Raw genomic sequence first — 17,101 nt, forward strand, 5'->3', positions numbered from 1 at the left:
CGGTACCTGCTCGCGCCATGTCCCCGCCCTCGAAAAGAGGGCGGGGACACGCGGCGGGCCGGCTACTCGGCCTCGCTGAAGGTGACCTCCACGCCGCCGACCAGGTCGGAGGCGACGTTGTAGATCACCGCGCCGAGGGTGGAGAGAGCGGTGATCAGTACGACGTTCACCGCGCCGATCAGGGCGGTGTAGCCCAGGATGCGGACCGGCTCGAACCAGGAGGCGATGTCGACGCCGCTGGTGGCCTTGCCGTCGGCCGTCGTCAGCTGGGTGACCGTCTGGATGATGTTCTCGAACACCCCGAGGCCGGACAGCACCATGTAGAGCACCGCGACCGCGATGAACAGCACCACGAAGCAGACCAGGGACACGACGAAGCTGAACTTCATCGCCGACCACGGCTCGACCCTGCGCAGCACCAGGTGCGCCTTGCGGGGCGACCTGGAGCCGCCGCCGACGTCCTTGGCCTTCCTGTCGGACGCGTCCGACGGGGCCTGGGGCGACGACAGGCTGCCGGGCGACCAGGGGGCGCGGTTGTTCTGCTGCCCGGCCGGGCCACGGCCCTGCTGACCCCCGGGCGGGGGCGCGGGCGGGGCGACCGGGGAACGGCCCTGCTGGCCCCCGGGCGAAGACGGCGTGGCCGGGGAACGGCCCTGCTGGCCTCCGGGCGAGGAGGCCGGGGAACGACCCTGCTGCCCGCCCGGCGGGGGCGAGGTCTGCGGCGTCTGCGGCGGCTTGGGCTGCGCGGACGACTGCGACGGTGGTGCGGAGGGCGGTGGAGATCCGCTTGGACGGATCCGCACCGTGGTGTCGGCCTGCTTGCCGTCCTCTGTCGTCGTCACTTTTTTCCTGCCCTTGCGATCGTCGGATACCGATTCATCGGTCTCCGGCGCGGGCGCGCTACCGTTAACCGGTGACGAGGCCGCCTCGACGTCCTTCGTTCCAGCGGTCTTGTCCATCTTCTCCGTCGCCTGATCGCGTGTCGATGAGGAGGCGGGGCGTGATCCCGGTTTGCCCTGAGCACTCACGGATTCTCCCCTTCCTCGTTCTCATCGGTGTCCACCTGCACGTCGGCGCCTTCCCCGATGACCAGGCTCTCCCCGGTCTCCAGCGCCTCCGCGTTCCGGGCCAGCGCCACGACGCTGTCCCCTTCCGCCAGATTCATCAGCCGAACCCCCATCGTCTGGCGGCCAGACTGCTTGATCTCCCCGGCACTCGTCCGGATAACCCCTCCGGCGGACGTGATCGCGAAAACCTCGTCCTCGGGTCTGACCATGACCGCGCCAACCAGCTTGCCACGAGCGCTGACGATCTTGGCGGTCAGGACTCCCTTTCCGCCTCTTCCCTGAAGAGGGTACTGATCGACGGGAGTGCGCTTGGCGTATCCGCCCTCGGTCGCGATGAGCACGTTGTCGCCGTCGGCGATCCGGTTCATCGCCAGGAGCTCGTCGCCGTCGAGGAAGCGCATGCCGATCACACCGCTGGTCGCCCTGCCCATCGGGCGCATGGCCTCGTCGGAGGCCGTGAAGCGGATGGACTGGGCGCCCCGCGAGACGAGGAGGAGGTCGTCGTCCTCCGACACCAGCCTGGCGGCGATCACCTCGTCGTCCTCGCGCAGGTTGATCGCGATGAGGCCGCCCGTGCGCGGCGAGTCGTACTCGGACAGGCGCGTCTTCTTCACCAGGCCGCTGCGGGTGGCGAGCACGAGGTAGGGGGCGACCTCGTAGTCGCGCAGGTCGAGGACCTCCATCACGACCTCGTCCGGCTGCATGGCCAGCAGGTTCGCGAGGTGCTGCCCGCGCGCGTCGCGGCCGGAGTCGGGCAGCTCGTACGCCTTGACCCGGTAGACGCGGCCCTTGTTCGTGAAGAACAGCAGCCAGTGGTGGGTGGTGGTGACGAAGAAGTGGTCGACGATGTCGTCCTGGCGCAGCTGCGCGCCCCGCACGCCCTTGCCGCCGCGCTTCTGCGCCCGGTAGAGGTCGGTGTTGGTGCGCTTGGCGTAGCCGCCGCGGGTGATCGTGACGACCATGTCCTCCTCGGCGAGGAGGTCCTCGATCGACATGTCGCCCTCGTAGGCGATGATCTCGGTCTTGCGCTCGTCGCCGTACCGGCCGGTGAGCTCGGTGAGCTCGTCCTGGACGATCATGCGCTGCCGCTCGGGCGAGGCGAGGATCGCCTGGTACTCGGTGATCTGCGCCATCAGCGAGTCGTGCTCGTCGGTGATCTGCTGGCGCTCCAGGGCGGCCAGCTTGCGCAGCTGCATGTCGAGGATGGCCTGCGCCTGGATCTCGTCGATCTCCAGCAGCGTCATCAGGCCGCCCTGCGCCGCGGACGCCGAGGGCGACTGCCGGATCAGGGCGATGACCTCGTCCATCCGCTCCAGGGCCTTGAGCAGCGCGCGCAGGATGTGCGCCCGCTCCTCGGCCTTGCGCAGCAGGTATCGGGTCCTGCGGACCACGACCTCGATCTGGTGCGCCACGTAGTGGCGGACGAACTGGTCGAGCCTGAGCGTCCTCGGCACGCCGTCGACCAGGGCGAGCATGTTGGCGCCGAAGGTGGTCTGCAGCTGGGTGTGCTTGAAGAGGTTGTTCAGCACGACCTTGGCGACCGCGTCGCGCTTGAGCACGATCACCAGGCGCTGGCCGACCCGCGAGGAGCTCTCGTCGCGGACGTCGGCGATGCCGGTGATCCGGCCGTCCTTGACCGCCTCGGCGATGGTCAGCGCGAGGTTGTCCGGGTTGACCTGGTACGGAAGCTCGGTGACGACCAGGCACTGGCGGCCCTTGGCGTCCTCCTCGACCTCGACGATCGCCCGCATGGTGATCGAGCCGCGCCCGGTGCGGTACGCGTCGTCGATGCCCCGGCGGCCGACGATCAGCGCGCCGGTGGGGAAGTCGGGCCCCTTGATCTGGGCGATCAGCGCCTCGAGGAGCTCCTCGTCGTCGGCGTCGGGGTTCTGCAGGCACCAGACGATGCCGCCGGCCACCTCCCGCAGGTTGTGCGGCGGGATGTTGGTGGCCATGCCGACCGCGATGCCCGCGGCCCCGTTGACCAGCAGGTTGGGGAAGCGCGAGGGCAGGACGAGGGGCTCCTGGGAGCGCCCGTCGTAGTTGGGGACGAGATCGACGGTGTCCTTGTCGATGTCGCGCAGCATCTCCATCGCGATGGGCGCGAGCTTGCACTCGGTGTAGCGCATCGCGGCCGGCGGGTCGTTGCCCGGCGAGCCGAAGTTGCCCTGCCCGTCGACCAGCGTGTAGCGCAGCGACCAGGGCTGGGCCATCCGCACCACGGTGGCGTAGATCGACGTGTCGCCGTGCGGGTGGTAGGAGCCCATGACGTCGCCGACGACGCGGGAGCACTTGAAGTAGCCGCGGTCGGGCCGGTAGCCGCCGTCGTACATGGCGTACAGCACGCGGCGGTGCACCGGTTTGAGGCCGTCACGGACGTCCGGCAGCGCGCGCGAGACGATGACCGACATCGCGTAGTCCATGTAGCTGCGCTGCATCTCGGACTGGATGTCGACCGGCTCGACGCGGTCGGTCGGAGGGCCGGGCGGAGTGTTGACTTCCGTCACAGGTCAGGATCCTTTTCTGGTACGGCTACCGCTACACGTCGAGGAAACGGACATCCCGGGCGTTCCTGATGATGAAGGAACGGCGGGCTTCGACGTCCTCACCCATGAGCACGCTGAACAGCTCGTCGGCCTGGGCCGCGTCGTCGAGGGTGACCTGGAGGAGAAGGCGGGTGTCGGGGTTCATGGTGGTGTCCCAGAGCTGGTTGGCGTTCATCTCGCCCAGTCCCTTGAAGCGCTGCACGTTGTCGCGCGGCCGGGGGTCGGGCTTGCCCGCGTCGATGCCCGCCTGGATGACCACGTCGCGCTCGCGGTCGGAGTAGGCGTAGGAGGCGTCCTCGCCCTTCCGGTCCCACTTGATCTTGTAGAGGGGCGGCTGGGAGAGGTAGACGTGCCCGGCCTCGATCAGCGGCCGCATGAAGCGGAACAGCAGGGTCAGCAGCAGCGTGGTGATGTGCTGGCCGTCGACGTCGGCGTCCGCCATCAGGATGAGCTTGTGGTAGCGGAGCTTGGTGATGTCGAACTCGTCGTGCACGCCCGTGCCCATGGCGGTGATCAGCGCCTGGACCTCGTTGTTCTGCAGGACCTTGTCGATCCGGGCCTTCTCGACGTTGAGGATCTTGCCGCGGATCGGGAGGATCGCCTGGAACTTGGAGTCGCGGCCGCCCTTGGCGGAGCCGCCCGCCGAGTCGCCCTCGACGATGTAGAGCTCGCACTTCTCCGGGTCGCTCCACTGGCAGTCGGCCAGCTTGCCCGGCAGCCCCGAGCCCGACTCCAGCAGCGACTTGCGCCGGGTCAGGTCGCGGGCCTGGCGGGCCGCGAGGCGGGCGCGGGAGGCCTGCAGGGACTTCGTGATGATGTCCTTGGCCTCGCCGGGGTTGCGCTCGAACCAGTCGCGCAGGTGGTCGTTGCAGGCCTTCTGGACGAACGACTTGGCCTCGGTGTTGCCCAGCTTGGTCTTGGTCTGGCCCTCGAACTGCGGGTCGGTCAGCTTCACCGAGATGATCGCGGTGAGACCCTCGCGGATGTCCTCTCCGGCGAGGTTGTCGTCCTTGCCCTCCTTGAGGAACTTCTGCTCGCGCGCGTAGCGGTTGACGATGGACGTCAGCGCCGCGCGGAAGCCCTCCTCGTGGGTGCCGCCCTCGGCCGTGTTGATCGTGTTGGCGAAGGTGTAGACGGACTCGCTGTAGGAGTTGTTCCACTGCATCGCGATCTCGACGGCGATGCCCTCGCCCTGCTCCTCGAAGTCGATCACCGAGAGGTGGGCCGACTCCTTCTTGGAGTTGAGGTGCTTGACGAAGTCGGACAGGCCGCCCTCGTAGTGGAAGGTGACCTCCTTGGGCTCCCCGTCCTCGCCCTCGGCGAACTCGGGGCGCTCGTCCCTGATCGAGATCGTCAGGCCCTTGTTGAGGAAGGCCATCTCCTGGAAGCGGCGCGCGAGGGTCTCGAAGTGCCAGGTCGTGGTCTCGAAGATCGTCTCGTCGGCCCAGAAGGTGATCGAGGTGCCGGTCTCGTCGGTCTTCTCGCCCTTGGCCAGCGGGGCGGTGGGCCTGCTCTCGACGTAACTCTGACGCCAGTGGTGGCCCTCGGTGCGGATCTCCACGTCGAGCTTGCTGGACAGCGCGTTGACGACGGAGACGCCCACGCCGTGCAGGCCGCCGGAGACCGCGTACGACTTGTCGTCGAACTTGCCTCCCGCGTGCAGCACGGTCAGGACGACCTCGACCGCGGGACGGTTCTCGCCGGGGACGTTCCCGACGGGGATGCCACGGCCGTTGTCGACGACCCGCACGCCGTTGTCGGCGAGCAGGGTGACCTCGATCCGGTCCGCGTGTCCCGCCAGGGCCTCGTCGACGGAGTTGTCCACGACCTCCTGGACCAGGTGGTGCAGACCGCGCTCGCCGGTGGAGCCGATGTACATGCCGGGGCGCTTACGGACCGCCTCGAGCCCTTCGAGAACGGTGATTGAGCTAGCGTCGTAGGACAAGTGCGAAATCCTCCTGCCGCGGACACGCGGCAGGGAGACAACATGTAGCCCCGCCGTGCCCGTCACCGTCGTGAATGCCCCGATGCGTTCACCCAGGGGAGCCGGCATGCGCGCCGGGGGTGACACGCAAACGGACGTGTCCGGAATTCGATTTCATTCTAGCGGCTCAGAGCACATCATGTGGCATTGACGGCCTCTGGAATGGCCTGTCGCGCGACGATCATCGTCTTGGACATCCCCCTACGGGGACGGGGTTCGCCGCGCCAGAAGGGCCACTGATCCGTTTTCGAGCCCCGGTTCAGCCGTAGGTGTCGCCCGGACCGCGGCTTCCGGTGACGCGCAGGCCGCCGCTGGAGCGAGGGCCGTTCTGCGGTCCGCGAACTTTTACCTTTTGCACCGTTCCGTCCCCGAGCTCCTCATTCAACCTCCTGACGAGCGTCCTCGCGAGCAGGCGCACCTGGGTGGCCCAGGCGGTGGAGTCGGCGATCACCACGACCTCCCCCTCGGCGAAGGTCTCCGGCTTGGTGTGGGCCGCCATGTCGGCGCCGACGATCTCGTGCCAGCGACCGAAAACCCCGCCGATCGCGGCGGGCTGCTCCCAGCCCCGGTCGGACAGCAGGTCGGCGATGGCCCGGCCGAAGAGCTGGGGGTCGCCGGAGTCCCTGCGCGCCCCCGACGCCTTGCGGCGCGGCTCGCGGCGGGGGAGCTGCCCCCGCCTGGCGGCGTCCGACTTGGCCTGGGCCAGCTTCTCCCTGGCCATCGCGGCCCCCTTGGCGGCCGCGCTCCTCGCGGAACCGGCGGCCGCTCCGTCCGCGTCCGTACCGGCCGTATCACTCGTATCACCCGTACCGCCCGCGTCGCCCGGCGCGGTGCCGCGCCGTTTCGGCTCCGGGCCCCGAGGCCCCGGCACCGGGCCTCCGGTGCCCTCCCCGCCGTCATCGGACACGGGCCACGCCCCCCTCGGTCACGTCGAAGCGGCTCCCGGCCAGCTCCCCCGGCACGTCGTCGGGGACCGCGGCGGTGATCAGCACCTGCTCCGCCGGGGCGACCATCTCGGCCAGGCGGCGCCTGCGTTTGTTGTCGAGCTCGGCGAAGACGTCGTCCAGGATCAGGACCGGGTCGCCGCCGTCGGCCCTGAGCAGGTCGTAGGCGGCCAGCCTCAGCGCCAGCGCGAACGACCACGACTCGCCGTGGCTGGCGTAGCCGCGCGCGGGCAGCTCGCCCAGGCCGAGGAACAGGTCGTCGCGGTGCGGCCCGACGAGGGTCACGCCCCGTTCGAGCTCGGAGGCGCGGACCTCCAGCAGGCAGGCCCGCAGCCGCTTCGCCAGCTCCGCGCGGTCGGTCCCGGCGTCCGGGGGCAGGGTGCCCCGGTACTCCAGCCCGGCGGGGGCGGAGTCGGGCGCGAGGGCGGCGTACGAGGCGGCGACCAGCGGGCGCAGCGTCTCGACCAGCTCCAGCCTGGCCGCGAGCAGCTCGGCGCCGTGCGTGGCCAGGTGGGCGTCCCAGACCTCCAGGGTGCTCAGCGGGTCTCCCGCCCCCGCCTCGGCGAACGCGGCCTCGCTCTCGGCCCTCCGGGGGCTCCTGCCCCGGCCCCGCCGGGCCTGCGCGGCGGTGCGCAGCAGGGCGCCGCGCTGCTTGAGGACCCGGTCGTAGTCGGCGCGCACCCCCGCGAACCTGGGCGTCCTGGCCACTAGGAGGTCGTCGAGGAACCGGCGCCGCTCGGAGGGGTCGCCCTTGACCATCGCGAGGTCCTCGGGGGCGAACAGCACCGTGCGCAGCAGGCCGACGACGTCGCGGGGACGGGAGACGGGCGAGCGGTTCAGCCTGGCCCGGTTGGCCCTGCCCGGGTTGATCTCCAGCTCGACCAGCGCGCGCCGGTCGTCGCGCACCACCGACGAGCGGACGATCGCCCGCGCCGCGCCCTGCCTGACCAGCGGCGCGTCGGTGGCGACCCGGTGGCTGGCCTGCGTCGCCACGTAACCCAGCGCCTCGACCAGGTTGGTCTTTCCCATGCCGTTGGGCCCGACGAAGGCCGTGACCCCCGGCTCCATGCCGAGATCGACGGTTTCGTAGGACCGGAAGTCGGTCAGGGAGAGATGGGCGACATGCACCCCAGGAAGATTAGTCGGCCCCGTCCGTCACCGGGGCCTCCGGCGTCCGTACGGCTCGCGCCCTGTGGAAAAGGTATGGCGCGAGCCGCAGCGGAGCGGCGGGCTATCCGGCCGTCTCGACCGGGGGCGTGACGTCGGCGCCGGGGGAGTCGGCGCCCTTCTCGGCGGCGCCCGCCTTGGAGGTGACCGCGTGGCCGCCGAACTGGTTGCGCAGGGCCGCGACGACCTTCATCGCCGGCGAGTCCTCCTGGCGGGAGGCGAACCTGGCGTACAGGGCGGCGGTGATGACCGGCAGCGGGACCGCGTGCTCGACGGCGGCCTGCACCGCCCAGCGGCCCTCGCCCGAGTCCTGGGCGTAGCCCTCCAGCTCCGCCAGGGACGGGTCCTCGTCGAGCGCGCGGACCATCAGGTCGAGCAGCCAGGAGCGGATCACCGTGCCCTGCCGCCAGCTCTTGAAGGACCCGGCCACGTCGGTCACGATGTCGGAGGCCTCCAGGAGCTCCCAGCCCTCGGCGAAGGCCTGCATCATGCCGTACTCGATGCCGTTGTGGACCATCTTGGCGAAGTGGCCGGCGCCGACCGTGCCGGCGTGGACGAAACCGTCCTCCCCCTCGGGCTTGAGGGTCTCGAAGATCGGCATCACCCGCTCGACGTCGGCCTTCTCGCCGCCGACCATGAGCGCGTAGCCGTTCTGCAATCCCCAGACGCCGCCGCTCACGCCGCAGTCGACGAAGCCGATGTCCTTGGCGGCGAGCTCGGCGCCGTGCTTCTGGTCGTCGACGTAGTGCGAGTTGCCGCCGTCGACGAGGATGTCGCCGGGTGACAGCAGGTCGCCGAGCGCCTTGACCGTCGCCCGGGTCGGGTCGCCGGAGGGCACCATCACCCACACGGTGCGCGGCGCCTGGAGCCGCTCCACGAGCTCCTCCAGGCCGGAGACGTCACTGACCGCGGGATCGCGGTCGTAACCGACGACGTCGTGGCCTCCGCGGCGCAGGCGCTCGGCCATGTTGCCGCCCATCTTGCCCAGCCCGACCATGCCGATCTGCATACGAGCACCCCCTTCAGGGTTTCATCATTCACCTACGCCAGGCGTGCCCGCGCAAGCCTTACCAGCTCGGCGTTCCCGCCGACAGGGTCACCCACAGGGCTGTGGAGGACGTCCTCCAGGCCGATGCGCGTGGCGAGTCCAGACTGCCCCGCCTCGTCCAGGAGAATCCAGGCCGGGTCCCCTTCGCCGTGGAGCAGTCTCGGGCCGGGGACGCCGAGCTCGGCGAGACGGTCCAGGACGGCCCGCGCCCGGGAGAGGGCGGTGCCGGCGGGGCCGCCGATGATCTCGACGAGCACCCTCGCGCATTCGAGGCCGGTCGCGGCGAGCGCGTCGGCGTCCTCCACGGACCAGACCCCGGCCTCCACCCCCACGCCGAGCCGTCGCAGATCATGCCACAGGGCCTCGAAGCCGGGCTCGGAGAGGTTGACCGACGCGAAGTCCGGCAGCTCACCGGGGGAGAGCGCGGCCCAGCCGCGGACGGCCTCGCGCCGCGCGTCCACGTCCCGGCCGGTTATCCACAGCCCTGTGCTCACCCCGACGGGAAGGCCGGGGCAGGCCTCACGCACGGCGCGTACGGCCGCCCCGATGTGGACGGCGCTGAGCGACTCGCTGCCCGCCTCGTCGCGCGGATGTATGTGAACGGCGTCCGCACCCGCCCCACGCGCCCCACGGGCCGCCTCAGCGAGCTCCAGGGGGGTCAGGGGGACGGCCGGGTGCTCGCCGGGCCGCCTGGCGCCGTTCAGGCACGCCTTGAGCCACGTCGGCCCCCGCGCGGCCTCGCCGCGCGTTTTGGAGGCCCTGTGGACAACCGTCTCCGCCGCGAGATCGCCTTCGCGGCCGGTCGCCGCGCCCGCCCCGGAAGAACCGGTCGCCGCGCCCGCCGCAGGAGGGCCGGTCCCCGAGCCTGCCCGTGGAGTGCCGGTCGCCGCGCCTGGCGTGAGATCGCCTTCGCGGCCCGTCGCGGGATCCGCCGGGAGACTCGCCGGGGGATCCGCCGCGCCGGGCCGTCGCGGGGCCGTCATCAGCTGGACAGGCGGATGGGCATGATCAGGTAGCGGTAGTCGGGGACACCGCCGTCGTCCGCGGGCTTGCCTCCGGTGAGGATGGCGGGCTTGGTGGACGTGGTCATCTGCAGGCGGGCCACGTCGGAGTCGATCGCGCCGAGCCCCTCCAGCAGGAACTGGTGGTTGAAGGCGATGTTGATGTCGTCGCCCTCGAACTCGACGGGGAGCACCTCGACCGCCTGCGCCTCGTCGCCGCTGCCCGCCTCCAGGACGACCTCGTCGCCGCGGAAGGCCAGCCGTACGGGCGTGTTGCGCTCGGCGACCAGGGCCACGCGCTTGACGGCCTCGACGAAGGCGGCCGTCGGCAGCTCCGCGCGGGCGGAGAACTCCGTCGGCAGCAGCGAGCGGTACTTGGGGAACTCGGGGTCGAGCAGCCGGGTGGTGGTGCGGCGCCCCGCGCTGGAGAAGCCGATCATGCCCTCGCCGGTGCCGCCCGCGGAGCTCATCGCGATCTCGACCTCGGCGCCGGTGCCGCCCAGGGCCTTGGCCGTGTCGGCGAGGGTCCGGCCCGGGATCATCGCGATCGCCGAGAAGTCGGGCTGGCCCGGCTGCCACTTCAGCTCGCGCACGGCGAGGCGGTAGCGGTCGGTCGCCGCGAGCGTGACCGTGTCGCCCTCGATCTCCACGCGCACGCCGGTGAGCATGGGCAGGGTGTCGTCCTTGCCCGCCGCCACGGCGACCTGGCCGACGGCCGACGCGAACACGTCGCTGCCCACCCGGCCGGCGGCGGGGGGCATGGTCGGCAGGGAGGGGTAGTCCTCCACAGGCATGGTGAGAAGGGTGAACCGGGCGCTGCCACAGGTGACGACCGCCTTGGCGCCCTCCACCACGAAATCCACAGGCTGCGCGGGAAGCGCCCTGGTGATCTCGGCCAGAAGCCTGCCGGAGACGAGCACCACGCCCGCCTCGCCCGTCTGCAGCTCAAGGGTCACCTCGGCGGAGACCTCGTAGTCGAAGCCCGAGAGCTTGAGCTGCCCGCTCTCCGTGACCTCAAGACGCATGCCGGCCAGCACCGGCACGGAGGGACGCGCGGGCAGGCTGCGCGCCGTCCATGCGACCGCCTCAGCGAGCACGTCTCGGTCGACCCGGAACATCACGTGGATCCGCCTCCTGTGTGTCGAGCGCCATCCGCTCGGTGCCTGGGGTTCAAGTGTTCACTGTCGCGCACCTGCGCTCCCTCGGAACCCCTCTTATGGCTCTTGGGTTTCCTGGTTAGAGATACAAGTGGCCTTCGTATTAGGGGCTGTGGATACTGTGGAAAGCCATTGTTTCCGCAGGTCAAGTGCTGTTTTTTCATCCACCGGGGCTGTGGGTGGAGACTGTGGACAACTCTTGGGGCTGGGGAGAACCTCGGAGTACACACAGGCCGTCCCCAGATTCGGGGCTCTCTGTCCCCAAGTTTTCCACGAGGTTTCCCCAGGTTATCCACGGGGTAGGAGGTCGTTTTGTCCTTGTGGAAAACTCTCCCCACAGGGCGTCCCCAGGTTATCCACGAGTTGTCCCCAGGTTGTCCCCAAGTTCTCCCCAGGGTTGTCCACATGCTCCGAATGCTGTTCGGACCAGCGGGTTTCCGGATGATCATGGTTCGGCCCTCCGGAGCCTCCCGGGCCCTCGCGAACCGTTGATCCACAAGGTTTTCCACAGCCTGTGCATCACGGGGTGAAAAACCTCATCATCCGTTGCGGGACTGCTGCTTGATCCGGGTCGTCAGCTCGTTGACCTGGTTGTATATCGAGCGTCGCTCGGCCATCAGCGAGCGGATCTTGCGGTCGGCGTGCATCACCGTGGTGTGGTCGCGGCCGCCGAACTGCTGGCCGATCTTCGGCAGCGACATGTCGGTCAGCTCCCGGCACAGATACATGGCGATCTGGCGGGCGGTCACCAGCACCCGCGAGCGCGACCCGCCGCACAGGTCGTCGATCGACAGCCCGAAGTAGGCGGCGGTGGACGCCATGATCGTGGCGACCGTTATCTCCGACCCCGCGTCCTCGGTGATCAGGTCCTTGAGCACGACCTCGGTGAGCTGCAGGTCCACCGACTGCCGGTTCAGGCTCGCGAACGCGGTCACCCTGATCAGGGCGCCCTCCAGCTCGCGGATGTTGGTCGAGATGCGGCTCGCGATGTACTCAAGCACCTCGGGCGGCGCGGCCAGGCCCTCCTGGATCGCCTTCTTGCGCAGGATCGCGATCCGGGTCTCCAGCTCGGGCGGCTGGACGTCGGTGATCAGGCCCCACTCGAACCGGTTGCGCAGCCGGTCCTCCAGCGTGACCAGCTGTTTCGGCGCCCGGTCGCTGGAGATGACGATCTGCTTGTTGGAGTTGTGCAGCGTGTTGAAGGTGTGGAAGAACTCCTCCTGCGTCTGCTCCTTGCCCTCCAGGAACTGGATGTCGTCCACCAGCAGGATGTCCACCGCCCGGTAGCGGCCCCGGAAGTTGTCGGCCTTGTGGTCGCGGATGGAGTTGATGAAGTCGTTGGTGAACTCCTCCGAGCTCACGTATCTCACCCGCGCGCCGTCGTACAGGCTCTGCGCGTAGTGGCCGATCGCGTGCAGCAGGTGGGTCTTCCCCAGGCCCGAGTCACCGTAGATGAACAGCGGGTTGTACGCCTTCGCGGGCGCCTCGGCCACCGCGACCGCCGCCGCGTGGGCGAACCGGTTGCTGGAGCCGATCACGAAGGTGTCGAAGGTGTACTTCGGGTTCAGCCGGGCCGGCTCCCCCTGCGTCCGGCTGCCGCGGCCGTCCCACCTGTTCTGCACGCCACCGGCGCCGCCCGCGGCGGGCACGGCGGGAGCGCCTCGGTCGAAGGAGTCGGGCTCGGGCCGCGGCGGTGACGGCTGCGGGGTGTATCCGCGGCCGTACCCGGGGCTCTGCTCCCCCTGCGCGGGCGCCTGCGAGGGCTCCGCGGGGAGGTACGACTGGGGAGACTCCTCGCCCTGCTGGTACGGGTAGGAGAACGGCTGCGCCTGTGGATAGTCGGTGGACGGCTGTGCGGGCTGGTTGCCCCCCGGATAGGGGTGCTGGAGCCCGGAACCCCCGTGGTGCTGGGGCGGAGCGGGCTGTGCATAACCCTGCTGGCCCCCGCCGGCCTGTGCATAACCCGGCGGCTGGGCCTGGGGATAAGCGTCCTGGCGGGGGGTGAGCCCGGACTCGGGGCCCGCCGCGCTGGGGTCGACCATGACCGCCACCCGCATCGGGCGGCCGAACTCCTGGGAGAGCGCCTGGCTGATGAGCGGACGAAGCTTGTTCTCCAGGACATCCCTGGCGAAATCCGTGGGTGCGGCGAGCACCACGGTGTCGTTCATCAGGCCGAAGGGCCGGGTCATGTTGAGCCAGACCCGCTGCTGGGACGGGACGTTCTCGTTCAGCGAGTTCTCCAGGGCCCTCGCCCAGACCGCGCTGAGGTCCGTTCCGTCCATGGTCCGGCTCCCCTCCTCCCGACGCGGCCCCGCTGGCCTACCGCGATCTGTTTATCCACAATGGTGGCCGCCGGGCGCACCGGATCTCGTCGTTGTCCACATGCCGGGAGTCCCGTGGCCCCTTCGTGGGCGCCATACGAAATCCACATCGAATCCACAGGCTGTGCACAGCCCGTTACCTGCGGTCCGACGCGTCCTCGCAGCGGAGAGAGGGTCTGGAAGGGCCGACAGTAGCCCTGTCCACAGCTGTGTACAAGACGTTGTCCACAGCCTAGTGGCGTACGGGAGGGACGGGGCGCACATCCTGTGGACGGCGAGGCGCCGGTGGATAACGTGCCTGTGGAAACGTGGATAACCTGTCAGGGCGTGCTCGGGGAACCCTTCCGGTTTGACCTGGGACACGTCTGACCCGTAACGTACGACGGTCGGCTTGCCACGCGGCGGCTATTTCGCATGCCCCGCATCCGGTAAGCCAGCCACTGTCGAGCGTCCCCATGTGCTGGGGATGCGTCTTGAGCCTGGAGCCCACTCGTGAGCAAGCGTACTTTCCAGCCGAACAACCGCCGTCGTGCGAAGACCCACGGCTTCCGGCTCCGCATGCGCACCCGCGCCGGCCGCGCCATCCTTGCCGCTCGCCGTCGCAAGGGCCGCGCCGAGATCTCCGCCTGACGCATCCGTTGCGCCCGGTTCGCCGGGCCTAGGCAGTGGCGCCCGTCGCCCGCCGGCATCGCTGTCGGCGGGCGACGGCCGTACCTGCCCAGGGTCGCCAAGATCTCTCGTGCTGCCGTCCGGGTCCCGCATGCGCCGGGGCGACGAGTTCGCCGGCGCGGTCAGAAGGGGAAGCCGAGCAGGCCGCCCCACCCTGGTCGCGCACCTTGGCATGCGCTCTGACAGGGACACTCCCCCCCTGGTCGGATTCGTGGTGAGCCGTGCCGTAGGAGGCGCGGTCATCAGAAATCGGGTTAAACGTCAGTTGAGACACCTCATGCGAGACCGTCTCGACCGGCTTCCGAGAGGTAGCCTGCTGGTGGTACGCGCCAATCCACCGGCCGCGTCCGCGCGAAGCGAGCGCATAGCCGCCGAACTCGACGTCGCGCTGGATCGTTTACTCAGGCGGCTGGAGCCCCCCGGGGCTCGCATGGATGGGCGATGATGACGGCGCAGCAGACCGCTGGAATTTCTCCGGCTGCCAGGATCCTGATGGCTCCGATCCGGTTCTACCGGTCCTTCGTGAGCCCTCTGCTGGGTCCCCGTTGCCGCTTCCACCCCTCGTGCAGTGCCTACGGCCTCGAAGCCGTGGCCGTTCACGGCGCGCTGCGCGGCACATGGTTGACGATCCGGAGAATCGGGCGTTGCCACCCATTCCATCCCGGAGGCTTTGACCCGGTGCCCCCGCGCCCGGGCCGGTCCGACGAAACGCAAGGGAGCTAGCTCGGTGGAGCTGTCCTGGCTGAACTGGCTATACACAGCCGTCGCCCATGTAATCACCTGGATTCACCAGGGCTACAGCACCTTCATCCCGAAGGACAGCGGGCTCAACTGGGCGCTGACCATCATCACGCTCACCGTGCTGATGCGGCTGCTGATCTTTCCGCTCTTCCTCAAGCAGATGCGCTCGTCGAAGAAGATGCAGGAGCTGGCGCCCAAGGTCCAGGAGATCAGAAAGCGCTACAAGAACGACAAGCAGCGGATGAACCAGGAGGTCATGGCGCTGTACCAGGGGCAGGGGGCCAACCCGCTGGGTGGCTGCCTCCCGATCCTGGCGCAGTTCCCGATCTTCATCTCGATGTTCACCGTGCTGCAGGCCATGGCGAACAGCCCGGTGCCCAAGTTCGGCATGACCCAGCAGATGATGGACAGCGCCCGAGCGGCCCACATCTTCGGCGCGCCGATCCCGGCGACCTTCTTCACCGACTCGGCCGACATCGTCAAGCTCGGCGCCGACCCGATCGTCACCAAGGTCGTGCTCGCCATCTTCGTGGCGGTCAGCTCGCTGACGACCTTCCTCACCGTCCGGCAGAGCGTGACCCGCTCGATGGCCCAGATGCCGGACAACCCGATGGCGCAGCAGCAGAAGATCCTGATGTACGTCTCGCCGCTGTTCGCCGTCTTCTCGCTGAACTTCCCCCTCGGCCTGATCCTCTACTGGGTCACCACGAACCTCTGGACCCTCGGCCAGCAGCACTGGTTCTACAGCCGCAACCCCTCCCCGGTGGTCGACGCCAAGGGCAACATCACGACTCCCGAGCCCAAGCCGAGCCTGCTGAGCAAGGTCAAGAAGACCGCCCCCGAGCCCGAGGCGCCGCCCGTGCCGGAGGCCAAGGTCATCCGGCAGCAGCCCACCCGCCAGCCCCGCAGCAAGCGGACCGGTAGCAAGAAGTCCTGACGTCTCATCCCGACAGCACGAAGGAGTGGCCGGACGTGACCGAGGCCGAGGCCGAGAAGGAGCCCGCGAAGGCGGCTCCCGATCTCGCAGCCCTGGAGCAGGAAGGCGAGATCGCGGCGGACTACGTCGAGGGTCTGCTCGACATCGCCGACATCGACGGTGACATCGACATGGATGTCGAGGGTGATCGCGCCGTGGTGTCGGTCGTCGATATCAAGGGCGGCGACCTGGTCGGCCCCAACGGCGAGGTGCTGGAGGCCATCCAGGAGCTGACCCGCCTGGCGGTCCACCGTCAGACGGGCGAGCGGTCGCGCCTGATGCTCGACATCGGCGGCTACCGCGACCGGCGCCGGAGCGAGCTGAGCGAGCTCGGCACCAAGATCGCGGCGGACGTCAAGCGGAACGGCGAGCCCAAGTCGCTGCAGCCGATGACCCCGTTCGAGCGGAAGATCGTGCATGACGCCGTCGCCGCGGCGGGCCTGCGGAGCGAGTCCGAGGGCGAGGAGCCCCGTCGCTTCGTGGTGGTCCTTCCCGTTTAGTACCTCCCCGCGGCGGCGTGAGCCGACCGCAGGCCGCCGTCCCCGGCTCCCGGGGACGGCGGCCTTTTTCGTGTCCCGCTCCGGTGGCCTGTCCTGCGGCCCGTCTCCGTGATCTTTCGTGTCCCGGCGTCCTGCGGCCCCGCCGCCACCCCGTGCCGTACGACGGCGCGGAGGCGGGCCGTTAGCCTTGAGATCGGCCTGACCCCGATATTCCGAGGGAAGAGTGAGCATCGAGTGAGTGACCAGATCCCCGAACCGCCCGAGGTCGCGCGCGAGGTGTTCACCGGCGACGCCTGGGCCAGAGCGGAGGCCTTCGCGGAGCTGCTGGCCGGTCCCGGGGTGGTGCGCGGGCTGCTCGGCCCGCGGGAGGTGCCGCGCATCTGGGACCGCCACCTGCTCAACTGCGCGGTGATCGCCGAGGCCGTGCCCGCCGACGTGCGCCTGGTCGACATCGGGTCCGGTGCCGGCCTGCCGGGCCTGGTCCTGGCGATCGTACGGCCCGACATCACCGTCACCCTCCTGGAGCCGCTCCTTCGCCGGACGGTGTTCCTGGAGGAGTGCGTGGAGTCGCTGAAACTCGGCAACGTCGAGGTGCTGCGCGGCCGGGCCGAGGAGTTCGCGGGCAGGCGGGAGTTCGACGTCGCCTCCGCCCGCGCGGTGGCGCCGCTCGACCGCCTGCTGAAATGGTCGCTGCCCCTGCTGCGCGAGGGGGGCGAGCTGCTGGCGATGAAGGGTGAGCGCGCCGCGGAGGAATTGGCGGACGCCGAGCCGCAATTGCGGGCGAGTGGGGTACAAACCGCGGAGCTTACATCGGTCGGGCACGGTAAGGTCGAGCCGCCCGCAACTCTCATCCGGGTGGTCGCCGGTCGGGCTCCCGAGGGAGCGCGGAAGGCCTCTCGCCGGAAGGATCGTGCCTCGCGAGGCAGATAGCGCGAGGCACCGGATAAACCGAGCAAAGCGAGTACGAGGCCAGTGAACGA

At 69.6% G+C, this 17,101-nt stretch carries 15 protein-coding genes; 6 read left to right on the forward strand and 9 right to left on the reverse strand.

Annotation, left to right across the window (positions count from 1 at the left end; translation table 11 throughout):
• Positions 1-62: 62 nt before the first annotated feature.
• The 9 genes from ABT053_RS10405 to dnaA all read right to left on the reverse strand — a co-directional run bounded on the left by ABT053_RS10405 (position 63) and on the right by dnaA (position 13,196).
• Positions 63-842, reverse strand: coding sequence for a DUF3566 domain-containing protein (locus ABT053_RS10405; RefSeq protein ID WP_350968631.1), 780 nt, complete (start codon positions 840-842; stop codon positions 63-65).
• A 182-nt stretch (positions 843-1,024) separates the two neighbouring features.
• Positions 1,025-3,574 carry a DNA gyrase subunit A gene (gyrA, locus tag ABT053_RS10410; protein WP_350968632.1) on the reverse strand — a complete coding sequence of 850 codons (2,550 nt, stop codon included), beginning with the start codon at positions 3,572-3,574 and terminating at the stop codon, positions 1,025-1,027.
• A 31-nt stretch (positions 3,575-3,605) separates the two neighbouring features.
• Positions 3,606-5,558 carry a DNA topoisomerase (ATP-hydrolyzing) subunit B gene (gene gyrB / locus ABT053_RS10415; protein ID WP_350968633.1) on the reverse strand — a complete coding sequence of 651 codons (1,953 nt, stop codon included), beginning with the start codon at positions 5,556-5,558 and terminating at the stop codon, positions 3,606-3,608.
• A gap of 298 nt (positions 5,559-5,856) precedes the next feature.
• Positions 5,857-6,504, reverse strand: coding sequence for a DciA family protein (locus ABT053_RS10420; protein WP_350968634.1), 648 nt, complete (start codon positions 6,502-6,504; stop codon positions 5,857-5,859).
• Positions 6,494-7,669, reverse strand: coding sequence for a DNA replication/repair protein RecF (recF, locus tag ABT053_RS10425; RefSeq protein WP_350968635.1), 1,176 nt, complete (start codon positions 7,667-7,669; stop codon positions 6,494-6,496). Before recF ends, ABT053_RS10420 begins: the two co-directional genes overlap by 11 nt.
• A 103-nt stretch (positions 7,670-7,772) precedes the next feature.
• Positions 7,773-8,717: a phosphogluconate dehydrogenase (NAD(+)-dependent, decarboxylating) gene (gnd, locus tag ABT053_RS10430; RefSeq protein ID WP_350968636.1), complete on the reverse strand. Its 945-nt coding sequence runs from the start codon at positions 8,715-8,717 to the stop codon at positions 7,773-7,775.
• A gap of 32 nt (positions 8,718-8,749) precedes the next feature.
• Positions 8,750-9,739: a 3-keto-5-aminohexanoate cleavage protein gene (locus ABT053_RS10435; RefSeq protein WP_350968637.1), complete on the reverse strand. Its 990-nt coding sequence runs from the start codon at positions 9,737-9,739 to the stop codon at positions 8,750-8,752.
• Complete coding sequence (gene dnaN / locus ABT053_RS10440) at positions 9,739-10,878, reverse strand: DNA polymerase III subunit beta (RefSeq protein ID WP_350968638.1); 1,140 nt, start codon at positions 10,876-10,878, stop codon at positions 9,739-9,741. Before dnaN ends, ABT053_RS10435 begins: the two co-directional genes overlap by 1 nt.
• A 575-nt stretch (positions 10,879-11,453) precedes the next feature.
• Positions 11,454-13,196: a chromosomal replication initiator protein DnaA gene (gene dnaA / locus ABT053_RS10445; protein ID WP_350968640.1), complete on the reverse strand. Its 1,743-nt coding sequence runs from the start codon at positions 13,194-13,196 to the stop codon at positions 11,454-11,456.
• A gap of 531 nt (positions 13,197-13,727) precedes the next feature.
• Between dnaA and rpmH the strand changes: the two genes are divergently transcribed.
• From rpmH to rsmG, 6 genes are all read left to right on the forward strand, one after another.
• On the forward strand, positions 13,728-13,865 hold the full coding sequence (gene rpmH, locus ABT053_RS10450; protein ID WP_329088117.1) for a 50S ribosomal protein L34: 138 nt from the start codon (positions 13,728-13,730) through the stop codon (positions 13,863-13,865).
• 109 nt (positions 13,866-13,974) lie between these two features.
• Entirely contained in the window at positions 13,975-14,349 is a 375-nt protein-coding gene (gene rnpA, locus ABT053_RS10455) for a ribonuclease P protein component (RefSeq protein WP_350968641.1), read from the forward strand.
• Complete coding sequence (gene yidD, locus ABT053_RS10460) at positions 14,346-14,627, forward strand: membrane protein insertion efficiency factor YidD (RefSeq protein WP_425582575.1); 282 nt, start codon at positions 14,346-14,348, stop codon at positions 14,625-14,627. The genes rnpA and yidD overlap by 4 nt, the downstream gene beginning before the upstream one ends.
• A gap of 4 nt (positions 14,628-14,631) precedes the next feature.
• Positions 14,632-15,582 (forward strand): membrane protein insertase YidC, encoded by a 951-nt coding sequence (yidC, locus tag ABT053_RS10465; RefSeq protein ID WP_350968642.1) that lies wholly within the window; start codon positions 14,632-14,634, stop codon positions 15,580-15,582.
• A 35-nt stretch (positions 15,583-15,617) separates the two neighbouring features.
• Entirely contained in the window at positions 15,618-16,121 is a 504-nt protein-coding gene (locus ABT053_RS10470) for a Jag family protein (RefSeq protein ID WP_350968643.1), read from the forward strand.
• Between the two features lie 234 nt (positions 16,122-16,355).
• The gene (rsmG, locus tag ABT053_RS10475; protein WP_350968645.1) at positions 16,356-17,051 is read left to right on the forward strand and encodes a 16S rRNA (guanine(527)-N(7))-methyltransferase RsmG; all 696 of its coding nucleotides are present in this window, start codon (positions 16,356-16,358) and stop codon (positions 17,049-17,051) included.
• Positions 17,052-17,101 lie beyond the last annotated feature (50 nt).

It is taken from the genome of Streptosporangium sp. NPDC002524, assembly GCF_040295985.1.
In the GTDB taxonomy this organism is placed as follows: Bacteria; Actinomycetota; Actinomycetes; order Streptosporangiales; family Streptosporangiaceae; genus Streptosporangium.

Bases quoted from the DNA above. Each gene is read 5' to 3' on its own strand.
- ABT053_RS10435 (WP_350968637.1), bottom strand. From the start codon at position 9,739: ATGACGGCCCCGCGACGGCCCGGCGCGGCGGATCCCCCGGCGAGTCTC.
- dnaA (WP_350968640.1), bottom strand. From the start codon at position 13,196: ATGGACGGAACGGACCTCAGCGCGGTCTGGGCGAGGGCCCTGGAGAAC.
- gnd (WP_350968636.1), bottom strand. From the start codon at position 8,717: ATGCAGATCGGCATGGTCGGGCTGGGCAAGATGGGCGGCAACATGGCC.
- yidD (WP_425582575.1), top strand. From the start codon at position 14,346: ATGATGACGGCGCAGCAGACCGCTGGAATTTCTCCGGCTGCCAGGATC.